This is a genomic window from Streptomyces odontomachi, from assembly GCF_024435355.1.
Taxonomy (GTDB): Bacteria; Actinomycetota; Actinomycetes; order Streptomycetales; family Streptomycetaceae; genus Streptomyces; species Streptomyces odontomachi.
Genome location: NZ_JAMJWG010000021.1, coordinates 63,703 through 87,377, shown reverse-complemented (window position 1 = coordinate 87,377; position 23,675 = coordinate 63,703). Strand labels below are relative to the sequence as shown.

The 23,675-nt window shown below is 71.5% G+C and carries 15 protein-coding genes, 1 pseudogene and 1 riboswitch; of the genes and pseudogenes, 10 read left to right on the top strand and 6 right to left on the bottom strand.

Annotated elements, in window-relative coordinates; genetic code table 11:
* Positions 1-20: 20 nt before the first annotated feature.
* Complete coding sequence (locus NQO67_RS33505; RefSeq protein ID WP_255954144.1) at positions 21-158, bottom strand: hypothetical protein; 138 nt, start codon at positions 156-158, stop codon at positions 21-23.
* Between the two features lie 193 nt (positions 159-351).
* On the opposite strand from NQO67_RS33505, the gene NQO67_RS33500 reads away from it, so the two are divergent.
* Positions 352-1,383: a LacI family DNA-binding transcriptional regulator gene (locus NQO67_RS33500; protein WP_255954143.1), complete on the top strand. Its 1,032-nt coding sequence runs from the start codon at positions 352-354 to the stop codon at positions 1,381-1,383.
* Positions 1,384-1,638: 255 nt separating this feature from the next.
* Here the strand turns inward: NQO67_RS33500 and NQO67_RS33495 are convergent, their stop codons facing one another.
* The gene (locus NQO67_RS33495) at positions 1,639-2,403 is read right to left on the bottom strand and encodes a polysaccharide deacetylase family protein (protein WP_255954142.1); all 765 of its coding nucleotides are present in this window, start codon (positions 2,401-2,403) and stop codon (positions 1,639-1,641) included.
* 789 nt (positions 2,404-3,192) lie between these two features.
* Between NQO67_RS33495 and NQO67_RS33490 the strand changes: the two are divergent.
* Both NQO67_RS33490 and NQO67_RS33485 read left to right on the top strand, forming a co-directional pair.
* Positions 3,193-4,239, top strand: a pseudogene (locus NQO67_RS33490) (glycoside hydrolase family 10 protein); the annotation flags it as partial.
* Between the two features lie 305 nt (positions 4,240-4,544).
* Positions 4,545-4,898 carry a hypothetical protein gene (locus tag NQO67_RS33485; RefSeq protein ID WP_255954141.1) on the top strand — a complete coding sequence of 118 codons (354 nt, stop codon included), beginning with the start codon at positions 4,545-4,547 and terminating at the stop codon, positions 4,896-4,898.
* A gap of 131 nt (positions 4,899-5,029) precedes the next feature.
* On the opposite strand, the gene NQO67_RS33480 is transcribed toward NQO67_RS33485, so the two are convergent.
* Entirely contained in the window at positions 5,030-6,163 is a 1,134-nt protein-coding gene (locus NQO67_RS33480) for a C40 family peptidase (RefSeq protein ID WP_255954140.1), read from the bottom strand.
* Between the two features lie 8 nt (positions 6,164-6,171).
* Positions 6,172-6,399: riboswitch (cyclic di-AMP (ydaO/yuaA leader) on the bottom strand.
* Between the two features lie 268 nt (positions 6,400-6,667).
* Between NQO67_RS33480 and pcrA the strand changes: the two genes are divergently transcribed.
* Positions 6,668-9,163, top strand: a complete 2,496-nt coding sequence (gene pcrA / locus NQO67_RS33475) for a DNA helicase PcrA (RefSeq protein ID WP_255954139.1) — start codon at positions 6,668-6,670, stop codon at positions 9,161-9,163.
* A 147-nt stretch (positions 9,164-9,310) separates the two neighbouring features.
* On the opposite strand, the gene NQO67_RS33470 is transcribed toward pcrA, so the two are convergent.
* Positions 9,311-11,326: a M23 family metallopeptidase gene (locus tag NQO67_RS33470; RefSeq protein ID WP_255954138.1), complete on the bottom strand. Its 2,016-nt coding sequence runs from the start codon at positions 11,324-11,326 to the stop codon at positions 9,311-9,313.
* Positions 11,327-11,802: 476 nt separating this feature from the next.
* Between NQO67_RS33470 and icmB the strand changes: the two genes are divergently transcribed.
* Positions 11,803-12,219: a coenzyme B12-dependent isobutyryl CoA mutase small subunit gene (gene icmB, locus NQO67_RS33465; protein ID WP_255954137.1), complete on the top strand. Its 417-nt coding sequence runs from the start codon at positions 11,803-11,805 to the stop codon at positions 12,217-12,219.
* A 315-nt stretch (positions 12,220-12,534) separates the two neighbouring features.
* On the opposite strand, the gene NQO67_RS33460 is transcribed toward icmB, so the two are convergent.
* Positions 12,535-14,277, bottom strand: coding sequence for a DUF5691 domain-containing protein (locus NQO67_RS33460; RefSeq protein WP_255954136.1), 1,743 nt, complete (start codon positions 14,275-14,277; stop codon positions 12,535-12,537).
* 301 nt (positions 14,278-14,578) lie between these two features.
* Positions 14,579-15,949: an SWIM zinc finger family protein gene (locus NQO67_RS33455; protein ID WP_255954135.1), complete on the bottom strand. Its 1,371-nt coding sequence runs from the start codon at positions 15,947-15,949 to the stop codon at positions 14,579-14,581.
* 145 nt (positions 15,950-16,094) lie between these two features.
* Between NQO67_RS33455 and NQO67_RS33450 the strand changes: the two genes are divergently transcribed.
* From NQO67_RS33450 to NQO67_RS33430, 5 genes are all read left to right on the top strand, one after another.
* Positions 16,095-17,231, top strand: coding sequence for an ATP-binding protein (locus NQO67_RS33450; RefSeq protein ID WP_255954134.1), 1,137 nt, complete (start codon positions 16,095-16,097; stop codon positions 17,229-17,231).
* Positions 17,228-19,915 carry a DUF5682 family protein gene (locus NQO67_RS33445; protein ID WP_374119222.1) on the top strand — a complete coding sequence of 896 codons (2,688 nt, stop codon included), beginning with the start codon at positions 17,228-17,230 and terminating at the stop codon, positions 19,913-19,915. The genes NQO67_RS33450 and NQO67_RS33445 overlap by 4 nt, the downstream gene beginning before the upstream one ends.
* Positions 19,912-21,105, top strand: coding sequence for a VWA domain-containing protein (locus NQO67_RS33440; RefSeq protein ID WP_255954133.1), 1,194 nt, complete (start codon positions 19,912-19,914; stop codon positions 21,103-21,105). Before NQO67_RS33445 ends, NQO67_RS33440 begins: the two co-directional genes overlap by 4 nt.
* A 192-nt stretch (positions 21,106-21,297) precedes the next feature.
* Positions 21,298-22,329, top strand: a complete 1,032-nt coding sequence (locus NQO67_RS33435; RefSeq protein ID WP_255954132.1) for a hypothetical protein — start codon at positions 21,298-21,300, stop codon at positions 22,327-22,329.
* A 138-nt stretch (positions 22,330-22,467) separates the two neighbouring features.
* A complete protein-coding gene (locus tag NQO67_RS33430) occupies positions 22,468-23,541 on the top strand; it encodes a hypothetical protein (protein WP_255954131.1) in 1,074 nt (357 codons plus the stop codon).
* Positions 23,542-23,675 lie beyond the last annotated feature (134 nt).

The following is a 23,675-nucleotide window of genomic DNA, read 5'->3' as shown; positions in this document are numbered from 1 at the left end:
CAGCGGGCGCCGGCCCGTACTCACTCGGCGGTCGGGTCCTTTGAGCGGTAGGTCCTGGTCCAGACGGCGCCGCACCGGCAGCGGGATTCCTCGACCAGTTCGCCGTCCTCGGTCAGGCCCACGCCATGGGGGACGCGCACATGGACATGGTCGCGCATCAGAGCCTCGTTCCAGTCGGGGACGGTTCCCATTGTCCCGTCCGGTTGGCCCTAGGCGGCCGTCCGCGTCCATGAACCGGGTCACACCAGTCTGCCTCGCCGGGCGTATCGCACCTGATCGGCGAGGGTGGGGCGGATGTACTCGGCATCAAGAAACGGCGAGGCCCCCTCGAAAACTTTCGTGCGGCGGCATATGCTGCATGCCGTGCGCGAAGACGAGGAGACAGGGCGAGTGACCCTGGCCCAGGTGGCCGAGCAGGCCGGTGTCTCCATCTCGACAGTGTCGAAGGTGCTCAACGGCCGACAGGACGTCTCCCGGCCGACCAGGCTCAAGGTGGAACGACTCTTGGAGGCGCACGCCTATCGGCGTACGCCCCGGTCGGCGTGGGAAGCGCCGCTCATCGAGATCGTCTTCCATGAACTGGACAGCATCTGGGGGATGGAGCTGATCCGCGGCGTGGAGAACGTGGCCAAGGCCAACCACGCCAGCGTGGTGTTGACGGAGAGCGGTACGCGGCATCTGCCCGGACCTGACTGGGTCGGCGGGGTGGTGCAGCGTCGTCCCGTCGGGGTGGTGCTGGTCTTCTCCACCTTGCCGCCCGCGGTGAAGAAGCAACTCAAGTCGCGTTCCATCCCGTTCGTGATCATAGATCCGGCGGGTGATCCCGAACCTGATGTGCCGTCCGTCGGGTCGGCCAACTGGTCCGGGGGACTGGCGGCGACCCGCCATCTCATCGAGTGCGGGCACCAGCGGATCGGAATCATCACCGGGCCGCAGGACATGCTGTGTTCGATGGCGCGCTTGGACGGGTACCGCTCGGCGTTGAGCATGGCGGGCCTGGAGGCGGATCCGAGCCTGGTCGCGTTCGGCGATTTCCATGTGCAGGGCGGCTACGCCCGGGCGGTGGAGATGCTGGACCGGCCGGATCGCCCCACGGCGATCTTCGCGGGCAGCGACCTACAGGCCCTCGGCGTCTTCGAGGCGGCCCGGGTGGCGGGACTGCGCGTGCCGCACGACCTGTCGGTGGTGGGCTTCGACGACGTACCGCTGGCCCAGTGGTCCAGTCCGGCGCTGACCACCATTCACCAGCCGCTGCGCAAGATGGCGGAGGAGGCGGCGAACATGCTGTTGCGGCTCAGGGCCGGCGACGCCGCCACCACCCGGTTGGAGTTGAACACCCGACTGGTCATCCGGCAGAGCACCGCCCCACCCTCGCCGGTCTGACGTCCCCGGCCTCCGCCCGGTGACCCGGTGACCCGACGGACGGCGGATCGTCCAACGGGCGGTCGGCGGCCCCGACGTACCGCCGACCGCCCGGTGTGCCGCATCGGGCGGTGACGGCCCGATGCGGCTCCGGCACCGCCGGCGGTCCCGCGCGCAAAGCCCGGAACCGCCGGTCGTACCGGCCTGACCAGCCTGCCGACGAGGACGCGCTGTCACCGGATATGACGCGTCACCATCGGCCATGGCGCCGCACGGCTACGGCGCCGTCACCACCGGCTGGAGGTTCTGGCCGGGGACGATCTTGCCGGGGCACAGTCCCCGCGAGGCGAGACCGCTGAGGATCTGCGGGACGGCCTGGATGGTGGTCTGGTAACCGCCGTCGTGCATCAGGATGATGCTGCCGTTGGTCATGGTCGAGGCGGTCTGCACGATCTGCTGGGTGCTGGCGCCGTTCCAGTCCTGGGAGTCGTGGCTCCAGATCACCTCGGCCTGGATGCCCTGCTGCTGCTCGATGCTCTTGAGCGTGCTGTTGGTCTCACCGTAGGGCGGCCGGAAGAGCACCGGCCGCTGGCCGATGGTCTGCTGGATGATGTTCTGGGTCTGCGAGATCTCGTTCGTCATGGTCTGGGTGCTCTGCTGCGTCATGTGGGGGTGGTCCCAGGTGTGGTTGCCGATCCACATGCCGGCGGAGGCCTCCTGCTGGAGCAGGCTCGGGTACTGCTGGGCGTGTGCACCCCAGATGAAGAACGTGGCCTTGGCGCCGCCCTGGTTGAGGGCGTTCAGCAGGGCGCTGGTCGACGAGGGGTTCGGGCCGTCGTCGTAGGTCAGGCCGACGTAGCCGTTGGGGCAGCTGGCCCAGACCCCGGCCGTGCTGCTGGTGGCGGCGACGGACGGTGTGACCGTGAGCGCGGTGGCCGCCGTGGTCACCGCCGCGGCGATGGCGACCAGCGCGGTGCGTACCGGCCGGGTCGACCGCGTGGAATGCCCTGACGACAGGGAGCTGCGAGTACGACGGAACACGCTTCCTCCTCGGTAACGCGGCGCACTCCGCACCGCAACGGCAATGAAACGTTCCGGAGTGTGCACCGATTGTTTTCGCGCTGCAAGAGCTTCGGCAGCGGTCGAGCCGGGACCGGAGGCAATCTGGAAACTCCCGGAATCACGACGTGGTACGGCAGTCAGCGGCTCCGGATCGAGACGCTGAAGAGGTCGAAATCTTTCGGAAACGGGTCGCGCTGCTGGTCATGACGTAGCCCGGGACCCCGGCGGACCTCCTCCCGCAGCGGAGGCGGGAGTCGTCGAGCAGGGGTCCAGATGACCCACACTCCTTGATCTCGGAGCTGCTGTCGAAATTTTCGCGACTGCTGTCGGGTTGTGTTCCGTCTCGTGCTGTGCACGAACCCGCTTGAGGGATTGTATGCGCAGGTCAAAGCGCTTTTTGTGGCCGTCGGGGGGTCGTAGAGCATCGAAATATTTCCGGTAGGTGCGTTGACGCTGGCCCTCGGCGGGGTCCATACTCCCCACCATCGTCACGCAGCGCCACAGCGTGTCGCCGGGGACGGGAGCCGCCATCCGCGTCGCCCCGGACCCGCCCCCCATCGACCCGCGCACAGCAGGCTTACCGCTCCACCGGTTCCACCCCTCCCCGCACCACCTCCCCGCACAAGCCTCATGGCCTCGTGTCTTGTCAGGGCCATGCCGCGCACCGCCTGGGTCGCGCGACATGACCCTGACGCTTGCATCACCGCAATCCCCGGACGGCGCTGAAGTCGAGCGCTCGTCCGGCCCCCCATGGACGAAGGGAAAGCAATGACCGAGCTCACCCCCGAGCGCAGTAGGCGTGGGTCGTGGCGTGGCCTGCGTAGGACGTTGGTCTTGGGCCTCGCCGGTTCGCTGGCCTCAGCTGGCCTGGTGGCGCTGACCGGGCCGTCGGCGCACGCGGCGGACACCCTGGGCGCCGCGGCCGCGGCGAAGGGCAAGTACTTCGGCACCGCGTTGAGCACCAGTCACCTGGGTGAGTCGCAGTATGCGGCGACGGCGGACGCCGAGTTCAACATGGTGACGCCCGAGAACGAGATGAAGTGGGATGCCACCGAGCCCAATCGTGGGCAGTTCAACTTCAGCGGTGGTGACACGATCTTCAACCATGCGACGTCGCACGGGATGAAGGTGCGTGGTCACACGCTGGTGTGGCACTCGCAGTTGCCGGGCTGGGTCAGCGGGATCAGCAGCGGTAGTGAGTTGACGCAGGTGATGGACAATCACATCACCAATGTGATGTCGCACTACAAGGGCAAGATCTATGCCTGGGACGTGGTCAACGAGGCGTTCCAGGACGGTTCCAGTGGGGCCCGGCGCAGTTCGCCGTTCCAGGACAAGATCGGTAACTCGTTCATCGAGCATGCGTTCCAGACGGCGCGGTCGGTCGATTCGAGTGCCAAGCTCTGCTACAACGACTACAACATCGACGGTGTGAACGCGAAGTCCAACGCCGTGTACAACATGGTGAAGGACTTCAAGTCCCGCGGTGTGCCGATCGACTGCGTGGGTTTCCAGGGGCATTTCAACAGCCAGTCGCCGGTACCCAGTGACTTCCAGTCGAACCTTCAGCGGTTCGTCGACCTCGGTGTGTCGGTTCAGATCACCGAGCTGGACATCGCGGGTTCGGGCACGTCCCAGGCGGACAACTACGCCAAGGTGGTCAACGCATGCCTGGCCATTTCGAAGTGCGACGGCATCACGGTATGGGGCGTGACCGACAAGTATTCCTGGCGTAGTGGTGACACGCCGCTGCTCTTCGACGGCAACTACCAGAAGAAGCAGGCCTACACCTCCGTCCTCAACGCCCTCAACGGCTGAGCACCCCCGTCTCCCACCGGTCAGCTGACCAGCGATGACAGCTGACCCACGAACGGCACATGCCACGCGCTCGATCGGCTCTGCCCCCGCCGAGCGAGTGGGCCGGCTCATCACCCGGCGGGCCCTGCGGCCGGCCGGGTGATGACGGTGGCACCTTGGCGCGGCGACCTCCTCCGGGTCGCCGCGCCTCGGCATGTTCGCGACAAAGCCCCCGGCGGGCCCGGAACGGGCGGCGCGGAGTCGACGGGGCGGCGCGGACCCCGGGGACGCGGTCCCGACGGCCCCCGTTAGGCTCCGCGTCCATGGACATACTCATCCATCTCCTCGTCGGCCTGCACATCATCGGCATTGCAGCACTGCTGGGCGGCTTCCTCACCCAGATGAAGGCGATGGGGGCCGGCACCGCACGGTTCGGCCCGGCCATGCTGCACGGCGCGGGCACCATGCTCGTCACCGGCGCACTGCTGGTCGGCCTCAACGAAGCCGACGATCACCACATCAACACGGTCAAGATCGGCCTGAAGCTGGTCCTGCTCGTGGTGATCCTCGCGCTGGTCTACGTGAAGCGGGACGAGGAGACCGTCGACAAGGCGTCGTTCGGCGTGGTCGGGGGGCTCACCATGGCCAACATCTTCATCGCGGTGCTCTGGACCTGACGGCTGCCGACGGCTGTCGACGGTCCTCGACAGCGGCCGACGGCGGAATTCGCCGGTATCAGCCGGCACCGCCGTCGCGCCCGTCCGCTTTCCCGATTCCCGTTTCCGACCCTCTCCGGTCTGTGCCCGGTTTACGCGACCGGCCGCACCACGCTGTGAATCGGCATATACGTCATCGGTACCGTCCTGACATTGTCGCCGGGCTTCGGCGCGTCGATGACGTTCCCGTTTCCGATGTAGATGCCCACGTGACTGATGTCGCTGTAATAGAAGACCAGATCGCCGGGCTGGGCCTCCTCCGCCGACACCGTCTTGCCGACCTTGACCTGATCCCAGGTGGTGCGCGGAAGGGAAATGCCCGCGGTTTTCCAGGCGGCCTGGGTCAGGCCCGAGCAGTCGAACGAATCGGGTCCGGTGGCCCCCCACACATACGGTTTACCGAGCTGGTTCTTGGCGAAGGAGACCGCTTTGCCGCCCAGTGCCGCATAGCTCGTCGCGTCGGACGAGGTGCCGGACCCGGACTGCTGCTCCTTCTGCGCCGCCGCGGCCTGCTTGCGGGCCAGCTCACGAGCCCTGCGCTCGGCCGCCTCCCGCTTCTTCCGCTCGATCGCCGCAAGCCGCGCCTTCTCCTCGGCGGTCAGCTTCGACAGGAGTTTTCGGGCGGACCCGAGTTTCTTCTGAACGTCCTCTTTGCTCTTGCGGAGCGTGGCCTGCGACTTGGTCAGGTCCTGGAGGCTTCTGGAGGCCTCCGCACGCTTCTTCGCCGTCGCCGTCTGCTGCTTCTGGTAGGTGTCGACTGCCGCCTTCTGCCGGTCGGTGAGCCGGTTCATCAGGTGGCTCTCGTCGAAGTACTGCTGGGGGTCCTTGGCGAGCAGCAGGGTGGCCGTGTCGGAGAGGCCGCCGGTGCGGTACTGGGCCGCGGCGATGGAGCCCAGTTCGCGTCTCGCCGTGTTCAGGGCGTCCGTGCGCTTGGCCACGTCGTCGAGCAGATGGTCCAGGTGCTTGCGCTGGGTGGTGGTCCGCTCCTTGGCGCCGTTGTACTTCTCCGTGGCCACGCCGGCCTGGTGGTACAGGGTGTCGACCTTCTTCTGCACCTCTTCGAGGCTCGGCTTCGGTTTCGCGGGCTCGGCCTGCGCGGTGGAGGCCAGCAGGGCCACCGAGGTCAGGGCCGCGGTGGTGATGCCGAGAGCCGGCAAGCGGCCGGAGGACGTGCCGAGGCCGCCGAAGCGAAAGCCCGGGCTCTGCGTTTTGCGGTGCGACGCCACAGCAGGCGACTCCTTCCGTGCGCCGCCTACCGGGTTAGCTGTCGGGTTCGGGCGGGTGGTCCGGAAGGTTGCCCTACGGTCCCGTACGGCGGCCCTTCGGTGCCCGCGCAGGGCGGGAACTGGCGGGTCGTGCCGTGCAGGACCGATTCACCCCAGAGGCCGCACGAGCACGGCCCCGATGGGTCCCCGGCTCCGGCTTGCCCGCCAGGGCGCACCGGACTCAGCGGGGGCAACCCGTCCCGGCGCTTCTCGCCGGCGGGGGTACGGGCCACCCGTCGGGAAACCGTAGCCAACCGGTGTGACCACTGTGAAGGTTGGTGTGCGATATGCCCGATACATTTTCGTGACTTTCGCTGACGGTGAGCAGATCGAGCCGCACTGTGTTCGATTCGGTCGGGTGATGTGTCCCAGGCCGCATCGCGGAGCACGATCGGGACGCGAGAACGGGGGAAGCGCGCTGGACCCGGGGCGGGGTGTCGGTGCCGCGGCCTAGACTCGTAGACGATGAGCAGCCTCTTTGACGATCACTTCCTGGCGAGTCTCCAGGCCCCGCACGCCGCGGAGGAGGAGCCCCCGCCGCCGCCCGACGACGAGCGCCCGGAAGAGGTTCCGGACGACCTGTTCGGCGGGAAGTACGACACGCCCCCACCCCGGGAGGCGTACTACCGCGACGGCGCCCCGCGCCCCGCGGTGGACCCGGCCGCCCTCCTGGACGGGCTGAACGAACAGCAGCGCGCCGCGGTCGTGCACAGCGGCTCCCCGCTGCTCATCGTCGCCGGAGCCGGCTCCGGCAAGACCCGGGTGCTCACCCACCGCATCGCCCACCTGCTGGCCGAGCGGCACGCCCACCCCGGCCAGATCCTCGCGATCACGTTCACCAACAAGGCCGCGGGCGAGATGAAGGAGCGCGTCGAGCAGCTGGTCGGCCCGCGGGCCGCCGCGATGTGGGTGATGACCTTCCACAGCGCCTGCGTGCGCATCCTGCGCCGCGAGTCCAAGAAGCTCGGCTTCACCTCCTCGTTCTCCATCTACGACGCCGCCGACTCCAAGCGTCTGATGGCCCTGGTCTGCCGTGACCTCGACCTCGACCCGAAGCGGTACCCGCCGAAGTCCTTCAGCGCCAAGATCTCCAACCTGAAGAACGAGCTGATCGACGAGGAGGACTTTGCGGGGCAGGCGAGCGACGGTTTCGAGAAGACCCTCGCCCAGGCCTACGCGCTCTACCAGTCCCGCCTCCGCGAGGCGAACGCGCTGGACTTCGACGACCTGATCATGACGACGGTCCATCTGCTACGCGCCTTCCCGGACGTCGCCGAGCACTACCGCCGCCGCTTCCGCCACGTCCTCGTCGACGAGTACCAGGACACCAACCACGCCCAGTACGCCCTCGTGCGCGAGCTGGTCGGCACGGCGCCCGCGCGACACGACGACGGCGAGCACGGCGCCGCCGAGATCCCGCCCGCCGAGCTGTGTGTCGTCGGCGACGCCGACCAGTCGATCTACGCCTTCCGCGGCGCCACGATCCGCAACATCCTCCAGTTCGAGGAGGACTACCCGGACGCCACCACCATCCTCCTCGAGCAGAACTACCGCTCCACCCAGACCATCCTCAGCGCCGCCAACGCCGTCATCGAGCGCAACGAGAGCCGCCGCCCCAAGAACCTGTGGACGAACGCCGGCGCCGGCGCCCAGATCACCGGCTACGTCGCCGACACCGAGCACGACGAGGCACAGTTCGTCGCCGAGGAGATCGACCGGCTCACCGACGCGGGCGACGCCACCGCCGGCGACGTCGCCGTCTTCTACCGCACCAACGCCCAGTCCCGTGTCTTCGAAGAGATCTTCATCCGCGTCGGCCTGCCCTACAAGGTCGTCGGCGGTGTCCGCTTCTACGAGCGCCGCGAGGTCCGTGACGTCCTCGCCTACCTGCGCGTCCTCGCCAACCCCGAGGACTCCGTACCGCTGCGCCGCATCCTGAACGTGCCCAAGCGCGGCATCGGCGAGCGCGCCGAGGCGATGATCGACGCCCTCTCCCAGCGCGAGAAGATCAGCTTCCCCCAGGCGCTGCGCCGCGTCGACGAGGCCTACGGCATGGCGGCCCGCTCGGCCAACGCGGTCAAGAAGTTCAACACCCTCATGGAGGACCTGCGCACCATCGTCGAGTCCGGCGCCGGCCCGGCGACCGTGCTGGAAGCCATACTGGAGCGCACCGGATACCTCGCCGAGCTCCAGGCCTCCACCGACCCGCAGGACGAGACCCGTATCGAGAACCTCCAGGAGCTGGCCGCCGTCGCCCTGGAGTTCGAGCAGGAGCGCGGCGAGGGCGAGGAGAGCACCCTCGCGGACTTCCTCGAGCAGGTCGCCCTGGTCGCCGACTCCGACCAGATCCCCGACGAGGACGAGGACGGCACCGGCGTCATCACCCTCATGACCCTCCACACCGCCAAGGGCCTGGAATTCCCTGTGGTCTTCCTCACCGGCATGGAGGACGGCGTCTTCCCGCACATGCGGGCCCTCGGGGAGACCAAGGAGCTGGAGGAGGAGCGGCGGCTGGCGTACGTCGGCATCACCCGTGCACAGCAGCGTCTCTACCTGACCAGGGCCGCCCTGCGCAGCGCCTGGGGACAGCCGTCGTACAACCCGCCGTCACGCTTCCTCGAGGAGATCCCGGACCGCCATCTGGACTGGCGGCGTACGGTCTCGGCCAGGGCGGCCGCGGCCGGCACATCCGGATCCGCGGCGTCCGGGGTCGCCGCCTCGCTCTCCTCGTCGCGGTCCCGCAGCGCCGCGTCGGGAGCGTCCGGTTTCGCCACCCGGCGCGCGACGGAGAAGCCGGTGGTCCAGCTGGCCATCGGTGACCGCGTCACCCACGACCAGTTCGGCCTCGGCACGGTGGTCGCGATCAAGGGCAGCGGCGGCAATGCGGAAGCCACCATCGACTTCGGCGACAGCAAGCCCAAGCGGCTGCTGCTGCGGTACGCGCCGGTGGAGAAGCTGTAGTCCGCCGGCGTAGCCCGAGAGCGCCGCGTCGCGCGGCGCTCTCCCTGGGGGTACCTCCCACGCCCTTCAGGCAGTGGGGGAGCTCGCTGCTTGACGTGCCCTCTTGATACCCGCCGGCTTTGACGCGTGGGCTCTCGGGCTCGTGGCTCAGGTCGGGTCGAGGCCGTGGCTGCGCAGCCACGGGAGCGGGTCGATCGCGTCGCCGCCGCCCGGGCGGACCTCGAAGTGCAGATGGGGCCCGGTCGAGTTGCCGGAGCTTCCGGAGAAGGCGATCACATCGCCGGCCTTGACCGTGGTACCGGAGTTGACCCGGTAGCTGGAGAGGTGGCAGTACCACGTCTCGGTGCCGTCCTTGGCGGTAAGGATCGCCATGTTCCCGTACGCGGTGTTGTACTGGAACCGCACCGTGCCGTCGGTCGCCGCCATCACCTGGGTGCCGTAGGCGACCGGGAAGTCGATACCGGTGTGCACGGACATCCAGTTGACGCCCGCCTGGCCGAAAGTGGCGCTCAGGCCCTTCTGCGTGACCGGGAGGACGAACTTCGGCCGCAGCCGCTCCTTGCGGGCCGCGTCCTCCGCCGCCTTCTTCCGCTTGGCCTCTTCCTGGGCCTTGAGGTCGATGCGCTCCTGCGTACGGCTCGCCCGGTCGGCGAAGTCGCGCGTGTCGGCGGACAGGTTGTCGAGCTGGGTGTCGAGCTTGTTGTTGGCCTCGGCCGGCTTGATGTCGGAGGCCGCCGTGGCCGGCTTGTCGTCGCCGCCCAGGCCGCCCACCGACGCGGCGGCGACACCCGCCACCCCGATGACGCAGACCGAGGGCACGGCCACCGTCAGTAAGGCGGAACGCTTCGCCGGGCTACGGCGCCGGGAGCCGGAACCCCGGCCGGGGGCGCGGCGCGAGACCGGCGCGAGTTCCCGTCCTTCGTCCCTGCCGTCTCCGTCGCGGTACCCGTCGTCGGCCTCGTCCTGGCCCTGGTCCTCGGCCTCGTCCTGGTACCCCGCGTCGTCGTACTCCCGGTAGCCGTCCTCATGCATGCCCGCGGGCTCGTCGTCGACGGTGCCGGGGGCGGGGGAGGCGTGGTCGTGCGGGGTCGGCCCGGCGTACGGGTCCGTGGCGTCGGCGTAGGCGGCGTGGTCGGTGCCGGTGTCGAAACCGGTGGCGTCGATGTCGGCCAGTTCACGCTCGTAGTCCGCGAGTTCGGGCTCGAGGCCGCCGTAGGGCGACGACTCGTAGCCGTGCGGGGCGTAGCCGTAGGCGTGCGTATCGAGGGCGTTGGGGTCGTAGCCGTGCGTATCGAGGGCGTTGGGGTCGTAGCCGTGTGCGTCGTGACCGCCCGACTCGTGGGCGGGGGTCTCGTAGCCGGCCGTGTCATGGCCGGTCGTCTCATAGCCGAGCGTCTCGTAACCGGTCGTCTCGTAGCCGGCCGTCTCGTGGCCGGTCGTCTCGTGGCCGGTCGTGTCATAGCCGGTGGGCGCGTATGAAGCCGCTGCGTCGGCCGCTTCGGCCGGGTCGGCGGTGAGACCTGCGAAGTCCTGGGGGGCGTAGCCGTCGTACTGCGGGGGGACCTGCTCGGGGACCTGTTGCGCGTACGAGGTGGTGTCCCACAGACCGGTGTCGGTCTGGTCCGTGCCCGCCCAGGCGGTGGCGTCCCACTGGCCGGTCAGGTCGTAGCCCGCGTCGGGGTAACCCCCCGTGGTCCCCGTGGGGTAGCCGCCGGTGTCGTACGCGCCGTGTGGCTGGGCCTGCGACTGGGTGCCGTACGGGTCGGCGGTCGGCGGGGCGTAGGCGCCGGTGGTGTCCCACTGGCCGGTCATGTCGTAGCCAGCGGCTGCGCCGGGAGCGGTACCGGGGAGGTCGCCGAACAGCGGGTCGGAGTCGTAGTCGTTGGCGCCCGCGAAAGCGCCCGGCGTGAAGCTGCCGGTGGCGAAACCGTCAGCCGGGTAAGCCGTGGTGGCGGTGTGACTCGCGGGGTAACCGCTGTCCGGAGGGAAGGCTGTGCTCGCCGGCGCAACCGAACCGGTCCCGTAGGCGTCATAGCCGTCATAGCCGTATGCGGGATAACCGTCGCCGTAATGGAGGCTCTGCTGGTCGTACGACCCGTACGACGCATGGCCGGCATCGGGGGCCGAGGGATGGGAATCCCCCGACGGGTGACGGTCGTTCACCTACTTCTCTTTCGCCTCGACAGCAGGGGCTGGGGGGCTGGTCAATTCGGGCTGAGCCACGGAGGTCACCGCCCCCCAGAGGCGGAGCAGTGCGGCGACTGTACCCGGCAGTACGTGGGCGCGACAATCTTCGGCTGGGTTTCCGGCCGAGGAGAAACGGGCATTCGGCCTTCTTTCGGCGCCGCGCAGAGACATCCTTGGTGTTGCGTTCGAGGCCCGTTCGAAAAATGCTGCGTTTAGGGGGACGGAAGGTCTCGGCTGGGTCACGCCGCCGGTGTGCTCCGATGGGCCGTGGCGGGTGGTGACCTCGGACGGGGCGGCGGTGGCGAGCCTCGGCGGGGAGGCGGCCCGCAGGCTTCGGGCGGTCGCTACGGTGTCCCTACTGTTCCCGCCGTGTGATTTCGCCCTCCCTCAGCGGCGCGAAACCGGTCCGTGCGGGATCCTGGGGACAACGTCGTCGGTACATGGAGGCAGTGATGAGTGTGGCAGCCGGGCCGATCCGGGTGGTCGTGGCCAAGCCGGGACTCGACGGCCACGATCGCGGGGCCAAGGTCATCGCGCGAGCACTGCGTGACGCGGGCATGGAGGTCATCTACACGGGCCTCCACCAGACCCCTGAGCAGGTCGTCGACACCGCCATTCAGGAAGACGCCGAGGCGATCGGCCTCTCCATCCTCTCCGGCGCGCACAACACCCTGTTCGCCCGTGTCATCGAGCTGCTCGCCGAGCGGGACGCGCAGGACATCGTCGTCTTCGGGGGCGGCATCATCCCGGAAGCGGACATTCCGGCGCTCAAGGAGAAGGGCGTCGCTGAGATCTTCACGCCCGGGGCCACGACGGCTTCCATCGTGGACTGGGTCCAGGCGCACGTCCGCACCCCGGCGGTCAGTTGATTCCGCCGGACTAGCCGATACCGCCGGTTCGGCTGATACCGCCAGGTTCCGCCGATTCCGCTGGGTTCGCCGGCTGATTCCGTGCTCCGCCGGCCGTGCGGTTCCGCAGGCGTCGGCCCATGTCAGGCAGCGTGTTCGCCGCCCCGCGGCCCTGGGTGAGTGCATATGTCCAGGGACGTGGGGCGGTTGCGGTACGGGGTTTCGCCACGCGAACGCAGGAGCCATCGGGAGCCGTCCAGCGCCCTCGAACGCAGGAGCCCTCGGGGGAGCGGGTGCACGGACGGGACGCGTAGGGCCCGTAGGGGCCCGCAGGGTTCAGGACTCAAGGGGTGGCTCCAGGGACCCGTGCGCCGGGCCCTCGGCCATCGATTCCTCGGCTATCGATTCCTCGGCTTCCGGGCCCTCGGTTTCCGGGTCCTCGGCTGTCGGTGTCATCAGCTCGGCGCTCATTGCCGCCCGTACCTGCAACGTGTTCGTGAGCCGCTGAAACGCCTCGGCCCAGTAGCTTCCGGCGCCGGGCGACGCGTCCTCCCGTTCCTCGGGTATCGCGGTGAGCGCTTCGAGGCGGGTGGCCTCCGCCGGGTCCAGGCAGCGCTCCGCAAGGCCCATCACCCCGCTGAAGCTCCACGGGTAACTTCCGGCGTCCCGCGCGATGTTCAACGCGTCCACCACCGCCCGTCCCAGCGGTTCCGCCCATGGGGCCGCACAGCAACCCAGCAGTTGGAACGCTTCCGACAGGCCGTGCGCCGCGATGAAGGCGGCGACCCACTCGGCACGCTCCGTCTCGGCCAGCGTCGTGAGGAGTTTCGCGCGCTCGGCCAGGGAGACCGCACCGGGGCCGCCGGCGCCTTGCGCGGTCGGGGCGCCGAGCAGCGCCCGGGACCAGGCCGCGTCCCGCTGGCGGACCGCCGCCCGGCACCAGGCCGCGTGCAGCTCGCTCTGCCAGTCGTCGGCCACGGCCAGCGCCATGATCTCCTCGGGCGAGCGACCGTCGAACCCAGCGCTCCACGATGCCAGCGGTGCCGCCTCCACCAGCTGCCCCAGCCACCAGGCGCGCTCGCCGCGTCCGGTCGGCGGCTTCGGCATGATGCCGTCGCGCTCCATGTCGGCGTCGCACTCGTGCGGTGCCGTCACCACGAGTACCGGTGAGGGACCCGTACGGTCCAACGTCACGCAGGCCGCTGCACGGGCCTCCATGCGCCGGGCCAGCGCCGAACGGGGGAGTGCGGAGAGCAGTTCGGCGGCGATGGCGCGGACGTTGCGGCTGCGGTCGGTCAGGGCGCGTTCGAGGAACGGCTCGTCGTCGCCGCACAGGCCGGTGTGCAGTGCGTCGAGGAACATCAGCCGGTCCTCGGCCCGCTCGGTGGGCCAGGTGCCGGCGAGCAGGTCGCGGGCGGCACCCGGGGCATGCGCCCGCAGCGCCGCCAGCAGGGCGACGCGCTCGGCGAACAGCCCCTCCTCCCACAGTCGCTCGATCTGGGCGCTGTCCTCGGCGGCGGGCAGGGCTGCGCCGCCGCCCGGGGTGGCCCGTAGCGCGAACTTCCAGTCCGTGTTCAGCCGGGCCAGCCACAGGGCGCGCGGTCCCGCGAAGGAAAGGACCTGCGGGCGCAGGTCGGTGCGGGCCCGGGCGACGTCCAGCAGGGCCGGGATCAGGTGCGGGGGAGCGGCGAAGCCCTGGTCGTCGGCCGCGTGGAGCCATTGGGGCAGCAGCTCCATGAGGTCGGGTGCCGTGCCGCGGCGGCCGTCGCTTCCGGCGCCCGGGCGGTTCGCCAGCAGCAGCGTCAAGCGTCGCACCGCCGCGGACGGCAGCGCGGGCCGGGCGTCGGCCGGGGCGCGGCCGGGCAGCGGTGCGGCGGGAGCCGGACGCAGGCCCGCGCGCCGCCGCACCGTCTGCACGGCGGCCGCGTCCAGCAGTGCCGTCGCCGCGTCCTTGCCGTGGGCGGTCACGGGTGGCCTGCGACGCTCCGTGCCGAGCAGGGCGGCGGTGACCAGGTCATCCCATCCCGCCGCCGTGGCACCGGCGTCAGGCGTGCCTGTCGTGCTCGTCGTGTTGCTCATGACCCTGTACCTCGCTCGGCGCGTGCGGTCCTGGCGCGTGGGGGCCCGGTGCGCAGCGGCCCTGTCCTCGTGGGCAGGACGGCCGTCCGTGCCCCTGCGGTCCGTGCGACTTCGGTCCATGTGGTTCCGGTCCGTGCCCTTGTGGTCCGTGCCCTTGTGGTCCATGCCTCAGCGGTGCCGGTGTCCGGGGTGCCGGTGTCCGCGGTCAGAGCACGTGCCGCCCCGGTCGTTGCGGCGGCGGTGGGTGTCGTCCGCGGGTCGGCTCCTGTCGTCTTCGGCGTTGCGGGAGCCCTCCTCGTCGTCAGCACAGGGCCACCGTTTCCCCCGGGCCCTGGGGCCAGGCCGCGAGTGGGGTGAAGCCGCGGTGGCCGCACTCGCCGAAGACGGTGACGGGGGCGCCGCCCGAGAGCGCGACCAGGCGCCACAGGCCGGGGGGCGCGGCCGGCGCCGAGGCGGTGATCGGCACGGCCAGGCCGCCGTCCGCGTCGGCCAGTTGCCAGCCGGAGCCGTCCGGCAGCGGGGCGGGTATCACCGGGCCCAGGGTGACCGGCCAGGAGTCCAGCCACGGGTCGTCGCGGAGCGCCGTGCCGTAGCGGGCGGTGGCCTCGGACGTGGTGACGGCGGAGGGCCGGGCGGCGGTCGGGACCGGGGCGCTGAACCGCTCGCCCAGCTCGGCGCGGAGTTGGGCGGGGCCCGGGTGGGCGGACAGCTCGGCGTCGAACGCCAGGCCCACCGGCAGCGCGAGCGCGGGCGGGCGGCCCGCAGCGCCGTACGAGAGCAGCAGCGCCGTACGGCCCGAACCGGTGCCGTAGAGCCAGATGCGGCGGGTGGTGAGCTTGGTGTCGGCCGTGTCGTACTGGGCGAGGACGAGCCACTGGTCGCGCTCCGTGGGGCCGTCGGCCGGAGTGGGAAGGCCGATGCGGGCGCGGACCGTGGTGGCCAGGCCGGGCGGCAGGTCCGACCGGTGCAGCCAGCCCTGGTCGAGCAGATGGATCAGGGCGCACTCCTCCAACAACCGCAGGGGCCAGCCCGGTCCCGAGGTGGCGACCGGTCCCAACTCCCGCACCCGTGCCGCGAGCCCCGGCGCCTGGGCGTCGACCATGCGGGCCGCGGTCTCCTCCCACAGGCCGTACCCCGCCTGCTCGGCGCCGGCCAGGCCGCCGCGCAGCAGGTCGGACAGGCGCTGCTCCAGCTCGGTGGCGCCCGCGCTGACGCGCTCCGCTCGCTGCTGCGCCCTGATGTCCGCGCGCCGCTGGGCGGCCGGGTCCGCGGGCGCCCCCTGGTCCCGCCTGGCCGGCGCTGCGGGCTTCTCGGCCGCTCGCTTGCGGCGCCCGGTCAGCCATTCCTCCGCCCAGGCCGGAGCCTCGGGCGCGGACCCCCAGTCGTCGGCGCCGGTCCAGAGCAGCAGCAGGCCCAACGCGTGCTTGCACGGGAACTTCCGGCTCGGACAACTGCACTTGTACGCCGGGCCGGTGCTCCCCGCGATGTCCACCACCGTCTGGTACGGCTTGCTGCCGCTGCCCTTGCACAGCCCCCAGATCGCCCCCTCGTCGCCGCCCGTGTCGGACCACGGGCCGGCCGCACCGAGCTTGCTACCCGCCTTGCGTGAGGCGGCGTCAGGAGCCAGTGCCAGCACCTGGTCCGCCGTCCAGCGCACCCCCTGCTCAGTCATGTCTCCGACGGTAGGTCACCCCACTGACAATCACTCCGAATAGCGGTATCAGTGCAGGTCAGGTCGATTGTCAGTGGAGTGATGCAGAGTTGGGGACGTGAGCGCAGCCGGCCCGCGCAGGCGGCCGGAGATGAGGGGGAGAGCCATGCCCGTGTCCGCAGAGCCGACCGAGCGACCGTCCACACCCGCGCCCGCCGACGGCACACAGACACTGCGGCCGCACGCGGAGGACGCGTTCGCCGCCGAGCTCGCGGCGCTCGCCGCGCAGGACGACCGACCGAGGCCGCCCCGCTGGCGCCTGTCCCCCTGGGCCGTCGCCACCTACCTGCTCGGCGGCACGCTGCCGGACGGCACCGAGATCACCCCGAAGTACATCGGCCCGCGCCGCATCGTCGAGGTCGCCGTCACCACCCTCGCCACCGACCGGGCCCTGCTGCTGCTCGGCGTGCCCGGCACCGCCAAGACCTGGGTCTCCGAGCACCTGGCGGCCGCCGTCAGCGGCGACTCCACCCTGCTCGTCCAGGGCACCGCAGGCACCCCGGAGGAGGCCATCCGCTACGGGTGGAACTACGCCCAGCTGCTCGCCCAGGGCCCCAGCCGCGACGCCCTCGTCCCGAGCCCCGTGATGCGTGCCATGGCGGACGGCATGACGGCCCGTGTCGAGGAACTGACCCGCATCCCGGCGGATGTGCAGGACACCCTCATCACCATCCTCTCCGAGAAGACCCTGCCGATACCGGAACTGGGCCAGGAGGTCCAGGCGGTCCGCGGGTTCAACGTCATCGCCACCGCCAACGACCGCGACCGCGGGGTGAACGACCTCTCCAGCGCGCTCCGCCGCCGTTTCAACACGGTGGTGCTGCCCCTGCCCGAGACCGCCGAGGCCGAGGTCGAGATCGTCTCGCGCCGGGTCGACCAGGTCGGCCGCTCGCTCGATCTGCCCGCCGCACCCGAGGGCATGGACGAGATCCGCCGAGTCGTCACCGTCTTCCGCGAGCTGCGCGACGGCGTCACCGCCGACGGGCGTACGAAGGTGAAGTCCCCCAGCGGCACCCTCTCGACCGCGGAGGCCATCTCCGTCGTGACCCACGGGCTCGCGCTCGCCGCACACTTCGGCGACGGTGTGCTGCGCCCGGGCGACGTGGCCGCCGGAATCCTCGGCGCCGTCGTCCGCGACCCGGCCGCCGACCGGGTCGTCTGGCAGGAGTACCTGGAAGCGGTGGTACGGGAGCGGGACGGCTGGAAGGACTTCTACCGGGCCTGCCGTGAGGTGAGCGTATGACGGTGGACGCGGAGAAGACGCACCCGGAGGAAGAGCGGGCGCCGGCGGCGGAGGCCGGCTCTCCGGCAGCCGGGGAAGCGGCGGGTGACGCCCGACTCCGGGCGCGCCGGAGCGGTCCGCTGCTGCTCGGGGTGCGGCACCACGGGCCGGGTTCCGCCCGTGCGGTGCGTGCCGCGCTGGACGAGGCCCTGCCCCAGGCGGTGCTGATCGAGGGCCCACCGGAGGCGGACGCGCTGGTACCACTCGCCGCGCAGAAGGAGATGCGGCCGCCCGTGGCGCTGCTCGCCCATGTCGTGGACGAGCCGGGCCGGTCCGCGTTCTGGCCGTTCGCCGAGTTCTCCCCCGAGTGGGTGGCGCTCCAGTGGGCGCTGTCCCATGACGTTGCCGTCCGCTTCATCGACCTTCCCGCGGCCCACACACTCGCCTGGCGGGACAGGGCGGCCGACACCGACGCGGGGGAAGCCGGTGCGGATCCGGGGGAGGCCGGTGCCGGCGAGGGGGACGCCGGCACCGGCGAGGGGCACGGCGGCGCCGACACGCAGGAGGCCGTCCGAATCGATCCGCTCGCCGTGCTCGCCGAGACGGCCGGGTACGACGACCCGGAGCGCTGGTGGGAGGACGTCGTCGAGCATCGGGGCGTGGTGGGGGACGCCTTTGCCCCGTTCGAGGCGCTGGCCGACGCCATGACGGCGCTCCGTGAGACGTACGGCGACGGCGAGCCGCACCGCGACCTGGTGCGCGAGGCGTACATGCGCCTTCAGGTACGCGCCGCACGGCGGCAGTTCGGCGACGCGATCGCCGTGGTGTGCGGCGCCTGGCACGTCCCGGCACTGAAGGAGCGCAGCACCGCCGCCGGCGACCGTGCGCTGCTGAAGGGGCTGCCGAAGGTCAAGGCCGACATGACGTGGGTGCCCTGGACGCACCGCAGGCTCTCCAAGGACAGCGGTTACGGCGCGGGCATCGACTCGCCCGGCTGGTACGGCCATCTGTTCCGGTCCCCGGACCGCCCGCTGGAGCGCTGGATGACGAAGGTCGCCGGGCTGCTCCGGGAGGAGGACCGCATCGTGTCCTCCGCCCATGTCATCGAGGCGGTGCGGCTCGCGGACGCGCTCGCCACGCTGCGCGGCCGGCCGCTCGCCGGGCTCGCTGAGACGAGCGAGGCGGTCAAGGCGGTGATGTGCGACGGCTCCGAGGTACCGCTCGCGCTCGTACACGATCGGCTGGTGGTCGGGGACGTACTCGGCGAGGTGCCGGAGAACGCGCCCGCTGTGCCGTTGCAGCGCGACCTCGCCCGGCAGCAGCGCGCCCTGCGGCTCAAACCGGCGGCAGCGGAGCGCGAGCTCGACCTGGACCTGCGGCGGGACACCGACGCCGCGCGCAGCAGGCTGCTGCACCGGCTGCGGTTGCTCGGCGTGCCCTGGGGCGAGCCCGCCGTCTCCGCGCGCGGCAGCACCGGCACCTTCCGTGAGACCTGGCGGCTGTGCTGGGAGCCGGAGCTGTCCGTGCGGGTCGCCGAGGCCGGTGTGTGGGGGACCACGGCGTCCGCTGCCGCGGCGGCGAAGGCGGCGGCGGACGCGGCCGCCGCTGACACCCTGGCCGACGTCACCGCGCTCGCCGAGCAGTGCCTGCTCGCCGATCTGCCCGAAGCGCTCCCGGTGGTGATGCGCACCCTCGCCGACCGTGCCGCGCTCGACGCCGACGTGGGCCATCTCGCCCAGGCCCTGCCGGCCCTGGTCCGCTCCGTGCGCTACGGCGACGTGCGCGGCACCGACACCGGCGCCCTCGGCGACGTGGCCGCCGGCCTCGCCGAGCGGATCTTCGTCGGCCTGCCACCCGCCTGCGCATCCCTGGACGCGGACGCCGCAGCGGAGATGCGCCGCCATCTCGACGCGGTGCACGGCGCGGTGGGACTCCTCGAGGAGGCCCGGGAAGCCCCGGCCACCCCGGATCCCGCCGTGACCGTCGACGACGCAGCCCACGATGCCGCCGGAGCCGGAGCCGGAGCCGGCGAGAACGCAGAGGTACCGCACGCGCCGGACGACGGCGGCGGGCAGCGTGAGCCGGGCGTCCGTAGCCGTTGGCACGCCGTGTTGCGGGGGCTTGCCGAGCGGGAGTCCATGCCCGGGGTGCTGCGCGGGCGCAGCGCCCGGATCCTGCTGGACGAGGGGGACTCCACGCAGGACGAGGCGGCCCGACGCATGGGGCTGGCGCTGTCACCGGGTACCGAGCCCGCCGACGCGGCCGCGTGGATCGACGGCTTCGTGGGCGGCGGCGCCGGCTCGGGCATGCTCCTCGTGCACGACGAACGCCTCCTCGCGCTGGTGGACGGCTGGCTCGCCGCCGTTTCCGACATCGCCTTCACGGACGTACTGCCGCTGCTGCGCCGTACGTTCTCCGCCTACGAGGCCGGGGTGCGGCGCACGCTCGGAGAGTTGATCCGCCGTGGCCCGGCGGGAGCGCCGGCGGCGGTGACCGGCAGCGGTGCCGCGCTGCCCGGGTTCGCCCCGGAATTGGACGTCGACCGGGCTGACGCCGTCCTCCCCGTGCTGTCCCTGCTGCTCGGCCTGCCCGCCCCGGACGGCCCACCCGGGCGCAGGACCAGGACCGGAGCCGGCATCGAGGCCGGCACCGGCACCGACATGGACGCCGAACCGGCGCAGGACACCGTGGGGGTGGTGGGATGAGCACGGGGACGCCGGCAGGGCCGGACGGTCATGGCGACGGCACCGACGAGCGGTTGCGGCGCTGGCGGCTGGTGCTCGGCGGTGACGCGGCGGACGGCACCGGGCACGGACTCGCCGGGCGGGACGCGGCCATGGACAAGGCGCTCGGCGCGCTCTACAACACGGGGGACGGCCGGCAGCGTGGCCGGGACAGATCGGCCGGTCTCGGCGCGTCAGCGCCGTCCGTCGCCCGCTGGCTGGGCGACATCCGCAGCTACTTCCCGTCCTCGGTGGTGCAGGTCATGCAGCGCGACGCCATCGACCGGCTCGGCCTGTCCGCGCTGCTGCTGGAACCGGAGATGCTCCAGGCGGTGGAGGCCGACGTGCACCTCGTCGGCACCCTGCTCTCGCTCAACAAGGCGATGCCGGAGACCACCAAGGAGACCGCTCGGGCCGTGGTGCGCAAGGTCGTGGAGGACCTGGAGAAGCGGCTCGCGACCCGTACCCGGGCGACGCTCACCGGTGCGCTCGACCGCAGCGCCCGGGTCAGCCGGCCACGCCACCGCGACATCGACTGGAACCGCACCATCGCGGCCAACCTCAAGCACTACCTCCCCGAGTACCGCACCGTCGTGCCCGAGCGGTTGATCGGCTACGGCAGGGCGGCGCAGTCCGTGAAGAAAGAGGTGGTCCTCTGCATCGACCAGTCGGGGTCGATGGCGGCCTCCGTCGTCTACGCCTCGGTGTTCGGCGCCGTGCTGGCGTCGATGCGGTCCATCGCCACCCGGCTGGTCGTCTTCGACACCGCCGTCGTGGACCTCACCGATCAGCTCGACGACCCCGTCGACGTACTCTTCGGCACCCAACTCGGCGGCGGCACGGACATCAACCGGGCGCTGGCGTACTGCCAGTCGCAGATCACCCGCCCCGCGGACACGGTGGTCGTACTGATCTCCGACCTCTACGAGGGCGGGATACGCAACGAGATGCTGAAGCGCGTGGCGGCCATGAAGGCGTCCGGAGTGCAGTTCGTGACGCTGCTCGCGCTCTCCGACGAGGGGGCGCCGGCGTACGACAGGGATCATGCGGCAGCGCTCGCCGCACTGGACGCACCCGCCTTCGCCTGCACGCCCGACCTCTTCCCCGAGGTGATGGCCGCGGCCATCGAGAAGCGCCCCTTGCCCATACCAGATGCGTCCGCCGGGCGGTGATAGCACACCGCACATCAACCCACGACGGTCACCCGGGGCTTGCGCAACCTCCCGAGTCCCATGCGAGGATCGACGCCGCGACGGGAGCGTCCCCGCTCGGAGCGCCCGCTCCGGACACCGTCGCACGAACCTCCCGACGGAAGGGCCGAGATCCTGAGCTGTGCAGCACCCCAGTCCGGTGCCGCCCTGCGCATGGTGCGCCAGGCGGCCGGGCAGCGCGTGCTGCACGTGACGCTGCTGCTGGGTGCCCTGGTCGTCCTGGGCCTGGTCTTCGGTGAGCAGGCGCACGCAGCGGAGGACGGTCGCCCGACGGCGGACGCCGCGCCGTCCACGGCGGTGACGCGGGCAGATCATTCGGTCCGTACCGGTACCGTCCGCACCCACACGGACATCCGGTACGCGGGGACCGTCGAGACCCCCGGTCACGCTGCGGCTCCGGCTCCCGTTCCCGCCGCGACCGCACGGCAGGGTGCCCCCGGCCAGGACACACCGAATGTGCACTCCGCACCCTCGGATTCCCGGGCACACGCGCCCCGTTCGCCGTCCAGCGCGCAACCGGCGCCCACCGAGACCGTCCCCGCCACCCACCCGGGCGACGGCGCGGACTCGACGAGCGTGAGCGCCACGGACGCCACCGGCGCCACCGGCGGCGCAGCGGCCACCGATGCCAAGGGCACCGAGGCAGCCACGGGTGGTGCGCCGGGCGCGGACGAGGTGCAGGACACGGTGCGGGCCGTCGTGCGTGCGTTGCCTCAGGAGCTGTTGCGCTCGCTGCGTGAACTGGCGGGTTGGCCCGGTGCGCCGCTGCCCGGCGGGCCACAGGGCCCGGTGGGCGGCGGGGAGCAGCAGGGCCCGTCGCTGCCGGGTTCGGGCACGGACGGCCCTGCGGACCACGGGCGGGAGTACGGCGCCGGGTACGGCTCGAGCGTCGCCGGTGCGGATGCCGCCGGCGCAGGAGCTCTGTTGCGCGGCGAGCGCACCGGCGAGGGAAGCGGTTCGGGGCTGCCCGGTGGCGGGCGCCTTCCGGTGCCGGGCGAGGCTCCCGCCGCGGTGCTCGGCGCCACGTCCGTCACCGGTTCCGGAGCGTCGCAACGCCACGCCGAACAGAGTGCGGCCCTGGACCGGGCGGGGGTGACGCATCGGCTCATGCCCGGTGCGCATGCCGTCGTCGCCGGGGCCTCGATCCGGGACAGACACCGTGACATCGTCGAATTCCCCGGCTAGGGCAGGCCGTTTCCGCGTGCTGCGGCCTGCCCGCGCGGGGGCGGAACAGGTCTGCCCAACGTCCGGGGCGCCACCATCGGCCCCGGAACTCAGCCGAAGTTTCGAAGTTCTCCATGTCCCGAAGGATCTGACGTACGCATGAACAAGAACCTCCGACGCTCCATCGTGATCGCCGCCGGTGTCTCCGGCGCGTGGGCGCTCGGCTCGGCCGTCGCCAGCGCGGACGAGCAGCCCGCGCACTCCGTCTCGCAACCTGACCGCCCGATCGAAGCCGCCGGGGACGCCAGCGCGGACGGCGCCGATGTCCATCTCGGTGTCGACGTCCAGCACACCGTCGCCCGTGTGACCCATGTGACCGAAACCGCCCACGAGGCGGTGACCCAGACCACGCACGCCGCTGTCCACCACGTGGCCCAGGTGACCCAGGGGGTGGCGAGCCATGCCACGCCGGCCGCACACGGCGCGGTCGACGACGCCACCGGAGTCGCGCAGGGTGCCGCCGGCCAGGCCGGGCACACGACGCACCGGGTCGCCGGTGACGCGGCGCAGGGCGCGCACGGTGTCGTCGGTCAGGTGGCGCGGGGCGCCCAGAGCGCCGATGTCGCTCCCGGCCCCGTCGCCCGGACCGTTGGCCATGTTCAGGCGCGGGCGGCGGAGGCCGGACAGCACGTGGCTCAGGCGCCCGCCGCGGTGCAGGAAGAGGTGGACTACCTCTTCGGGCCCCTGTCGGCGTTCGCGCCGGAACTGGCCGCTTCCCAGTCCGCCGCCGCGCCCGCCACGGCGCACACCGCCGCGCGTGCCGAAGCACCTGCCGTAGCGCACACCACCGTCGCCCAGTCCGCCGCCGCACCCGCTCCGGCGCACACCATGGCGGCGCCCGCCGCCGACGCGTCCACCATGGCGTTCCAGCCCGCCGACCTTCCCGACGTCGTGACCGGCGCGGTGCTCCAGTCCCCGCCGGTCGCCGCGGTGGTGACGACGCTGACCGACGCTTCGGCCGCGATGCACGACGGCCTCCCCGCCGACCCCGTGTCGCCCGGCAGCCTGCCGCACACCGCCTTGCAGGTCGTCGGTGACGTCCTCTACACGGTCGACGGCATCAAGGACGACGCGCAGTCCGGTCGGGTCCCCGACACCGTGCCGCAGGACGCCGCGCTGCTCGTCCAGCACCTGGCCACCGGCCTCGGCGGCCAGTCCATCGCCGGCCAGTGAGGCCACCGGCCTGAGGTGCAAACCGACGGCCTGAGGTGCAAACCGACGGCCTGAGGTGCAAACCGACGGCCTGAGGTGCAAACCGACGGCCTGAGGTGCAAACCGACGGCCTGAGGTGCAAACCGACGGCCTGG